Origin of the sequence: Flavobacterium sp. (assembly GCF_031422135.1) — a bacterium.
Taxonomy (GTDB): domain Bacteria; phylum Bacteroidota; class Bacteroidia; order Flavobacteriales; family Flavobacteriaceae; genus Flavobacterium.
On record NZ_JANOQD010000078.1, the window covers coordinates 1 to 3,730 of the forward strand.

Sequence of the window (3,730 nt, forward strand, 5' to 3'; positions counted from 1 at the left end):
AGCACGTAGGTATAAAAAAGGCATTATTTTGCCATAATACATTTTCCAGCTTTTACTTCGTTTTTCTTGTTTTAATTTAGGGCTATTTTCTAACACATTTTGAGTTTCTAACACCATCATTTCTTTTGCTCTTTTACGGTACAAATCCTGCCTTGTTACAAAAACTACCATTTGTTGGGCGGTAGTTGCCGATTGTTGATTTAAACAAGCAATTGCTAATTTTTTCAGCATTTCGGGGTTTGTGATATGATAAAACTCCCAAAGTTGCATGTTGGAACTATTTGGCGCTAAAGTTGCTAATTGAATACAATGTTTCACTTTTTCGGCATCAATGGGCTGTTTTTTGTAATGCCTCACTGAGCGTCTGTAATTTATTATTTCTTCTAAAGTCATTTTTAATTGTGGATTAATTTATTTAAGCCATATAAAGTTCTATTATATTTATTTTGTGTTATTCAATTAATTTACCTTAAAATCATTTTTGTTTTTCTCCTAATTCCATAACTTCTTTCAACCATTTTTCCCGTTTTCCATCATTAGATGATTTTATAGGTGAAAAAACACTAATTTTTACTGGCTTTATACCGCAAAATTCTAATACGCCAATTTTTATAGCGTTGTGTCCTGGACTTCTGTTTATAAACCAATAATACCAACTTGGCGTGTCCATTGTTACAATTAGCCTAGCCGTTTTTCCTTTTAATAGTTTGTCCCAAAAAGGCGAATTTTCACGGTATTTAAAAGCAAAATTAGGTACAAACACCCTATCAATAAAACCTTTTAAAAGTGCTGGGAAAGTTGCCCACCAATTTGGGTATACAAAAACAAAATGATCTGCCCATAAAATATCTTTCTGAACTGCTAGTAAATCAGGTTCAAGTTCGCTTATTTTTCTATATCCAAAAGTAAGAATTGGATTGAATTTTAAATCAATCAAATGAACTAATTTAACATTGGCATTGGCCTTATCAGCTCCCATTTTATAACTTTCGGCTAATGCAAAACAAAAGCTCTCTTTGTCAGGATGTCCGTTGATGATTAAGATGTTTTTCATAGTAGTACAATTTAATTTTAAAAATCAGGAATTTAAAAATTCAAGTAAATCACTATTCAATTTATCCTTATCAGTATAAAATAAGCCATGTGGCGCCTCATCATAAATAATAAATGTATTGTTGGCAATTAACTGTGCTGTTTTTTCAGATGAAATTTCAATAGGTACAATTTTATCCGCATTGCCATGAATTATTAATGTAGGCACTTTAATTGTAAGTACTTCTTTTCGGAAATCAGCACCCGAAAAAGATTTGGCACATTCTGTGGTTGCATGTGCCGAAGCAAAAGAGGCGAGCATTCTATAATATTCTAATAATGGTGAGCTTATAACATTATTAATGAAACCAACACCAAAAAAGTTTTTGCCGAAACCGTCCAGAAACCCAATTCTGTCTTCCATAATTGCCTGTTGTGTTGCCTCATTTTTTTCTTTAGTACGACCATCTGGATTATCGTCACTTTTCGCCAAATACGGAATTATCGAAGATACAAGTACTGCTTTTGAAACATTTTGACCAGCATATCTGCTGAAATAACGAACCACCTCGCCGCCACCCATAGAAAAGCCAACCAAAGTTATATTTGTTAATTCCATTTGGTCGATTATCGATTTTAAATCATCGGTTAACGTGTCATAATCATAGCCATTCCAAGGTTGCGAGGATTTTCCAAAACCTCGTCGATCATAGGTTATCACTCTGTAATTATTGGCTACCAAATTTTCGATTTGATATTCCCACATTTCGTTAGAAAGTGGCCAACCGTGTATTAAAATTACAGGAGCTCCAGTACCATAATCCTTGACATATAACTTTACGTTTGGTGCAGTTTCGATAAATTTATCTGTGAATTTTTCTTTTACTGAAAAAACGAAATTATTTGTTGACTCGGTCTTATTTAATTGTATATTTTCCATTTTTTTGATGATTGTTAATTATAAATTGTACACATATTTATACGATGGTCTTTTCAACTTCATTAACTTCTATGATGTTAAATATAGGTTGATGATCTACCTTTATATTTAAAGAATTGGCAACAAAACAAAATTCGTTTGCTTTCTTGTGTAATTCTGTGGCTTTTTCAATCATAGCTTTTTCGGTGATCGTTATGGTAGGACTTAGCGTAATCGATGAAAACTTTCCATTTCCGTCTTCGGTTTCTTCTAATATAGCTGTTGCATTATCCACATAATCAGTAACAATAATTTTGCTTTCGGCACATAAGTGCAAATACCAAAGCATGTGGCAAGATGATACTGATGCCAACAAAAGTTCTTCAGGATTGTGTTTGGTTTTATCCCCACGAAATTCTGGATCTGATGAGCCAAAAATATCGGCTTTATTTTCGATTTGAATGTTGTAACTTCTTTCAAAATCTTTGTAATTTGATGTTCCTGTTCCTTGATTTCCAGTCCATTTTGTAGACAACTTGTAATTATGTAATGTACTCATAATATTATTTTTTAGTTTTTCATTTAATCCTAATGATTTTTTTTCCACTCTTTGGATTTATTCCTCCTGCTTTCCCAGTTTTGCTATCTTGTGTTGCTTTTGATAATTTAAAATATACCATAATCTTACAGTAGTAGTTATTTAGAAGATTTTTTATCTGGAACACAATTTGGCACTTGCTTTCCGTTTTTTTCTTTCATTCCAATTTGTTTGTAGCCTTTCCAACAAGGATCATCAGGTTTTTTATCGGTCGATTTTTTGCTTGGTTTTTTTCTAGTTGCCATCATTTTTATTTTTTAGTTTTTTTATCCAACCCTTCGGCTTCGCTCAATGCGATGGCAATGGCTTGTTTTGGATTGGTTACAATGACATCACTTTTGCCAGAGTGCAAATCGCCTTCTTTGAATTCGTGCATTACTTGGGCTACTTTTGCTTGATGCGGTGATTGTTTTTTCTTTTTCATAATAAATATATTTTTTAGTTAAAATTATTAGCATTAAAAATTTTTATCAATTACTTGAGTTTGCTGTGTGAATATTTTACTAAGGCCACTAGAAATACCCCTCCAATAATGTTACCTAATGTAGAAATACCTTGAAATTTTAGAAAATCGACTCCTGTAATTTTATTTGCTTCACTAAAAAAAGCCATCAAAACTTCTATTGATCCAACAATACAGTGGTGCAATCCTGCAATGCTAATAATGAATGTTATTAAAAATATCATCACCACACGACTAAAGGTGTCTTGTGCGGAACTTAACAGCCAAGAAAGCGTACCCATGAGCCAACCTGCAATGATACTACTAACTAATATTTCACTACTACTGTACGAAATCATTTTTTCTGAAACAAAATAGAAAAAATTAGGGCTTATTAAATGTTTGCCTTCATTAAATTGAAGAATGATGAAACCAAAAATATACCCGCCGAGCAAGTTGCCTAAGTAAATAATAATCCATAGATTAATTAAACTTTTAAGGGTAGCCTCTCTATTTAAAACAGGTATAGTAGCCAAAGTTGTATGCTCTGTAAAAAGTTCAGATCTGCCAATTATTACAAAAATATATCCTATTGGATATGTCATATCCTAAAATACGTTGACCTTTTTTTAGGTTAATAATTGATTCAAATTTAAACTTAATTGCCGGAACATTGATAAGTTTTTTAAAAAATTCCCTTCGGGTTTTAAAAACTTATCAACATTCCTACGATGCAAAA

7 protein-coding genes are annotated in these 3,730 nt (G+C 32.1%); all 7 read right to left on the bottom strand.

The features are described from left to right. A partial coding sequence (locus RMO70_RS10580) for a nitroreductase family protein (RefSeq protein WP_310556406.1) occupies positions 1 to 393 on the bottom strand: 393 nt, incomplete at its 3' end. An 82-nt stretch (positions 394 to 475) separates the two neighbouring features. After that, positions 476 to 1,054 carry an NAD(P)H-dependent oxidoreductase gene (locus tag RMO70_RS10585; protein WP_310556407.1) on the bottom strand — a complete coding sequence of 193 codons (579 nt, stop codon included), beginning with the start codon at positions 1,052 to 1,054 and terminating at the stop codon, positions 476 to 478. A gap of 24 nt (positions 1,055 to 1,078) precedes the next feature. Beyond that, positions 1,079 to 1,972 (bottom strand): alpha/beta hydrolase, encoded by an 894-nt coding sequence (locus RMO70_RS10590; protein WP_310556408.1) that lies wholly within the window; start codon positions 1,970 to 1,972, stop codon positions 1,079 to 1,081. A 37-nt stretch (positions 1,973 to 2,009) separates the two neighbouring features. Further along, entirely contained in the window at positions 2,010 to 2,510 is a 501-nt protein-coding gene (locus tag RMO70_RS10595) for an OsmC family protein (protein ID WP_310556409.1), read from the bottom strand. 137 nt (positions 2,511 to 2,647) lie between these two features. Beyond that, a complete protein-coding gene (locus RMO70_RS10600) occupies positions 2,648 to 2,794 on the bottom strand; it encodes a hypothetical protein (protein WP_310556410.1) in 147 nt (48 codons plus the stop codon). Positions 2,795 to 2,799: 5 nt separating this feature from the next. Further along, positions 2,800 to 2,973, bottom strand: coding sequence for a DUF6496 domain-containing protein (locus RMO70_RS10605; RefSeq protein WP_310556411.1), 174 nt, complete (start codon positions 2,971 to 2,973; stop codon positions 2,800 to 2,802). A gap of 50 nt (positions 2,974 to 3,023) precedes the next feature. Further along, a complete protein-coding gene (locus tag RMO70_RS10610; protein ID WP_310556412.1) occupies positions 3,024 to 3,596 on the bottom strand; it encodes a formate/nitrite transporter family protein in 573 nt (190 codons plus the stop codon). Between the last annotated feature and the right edge of the window lie 134 nt (positions 3,597 to 3,730).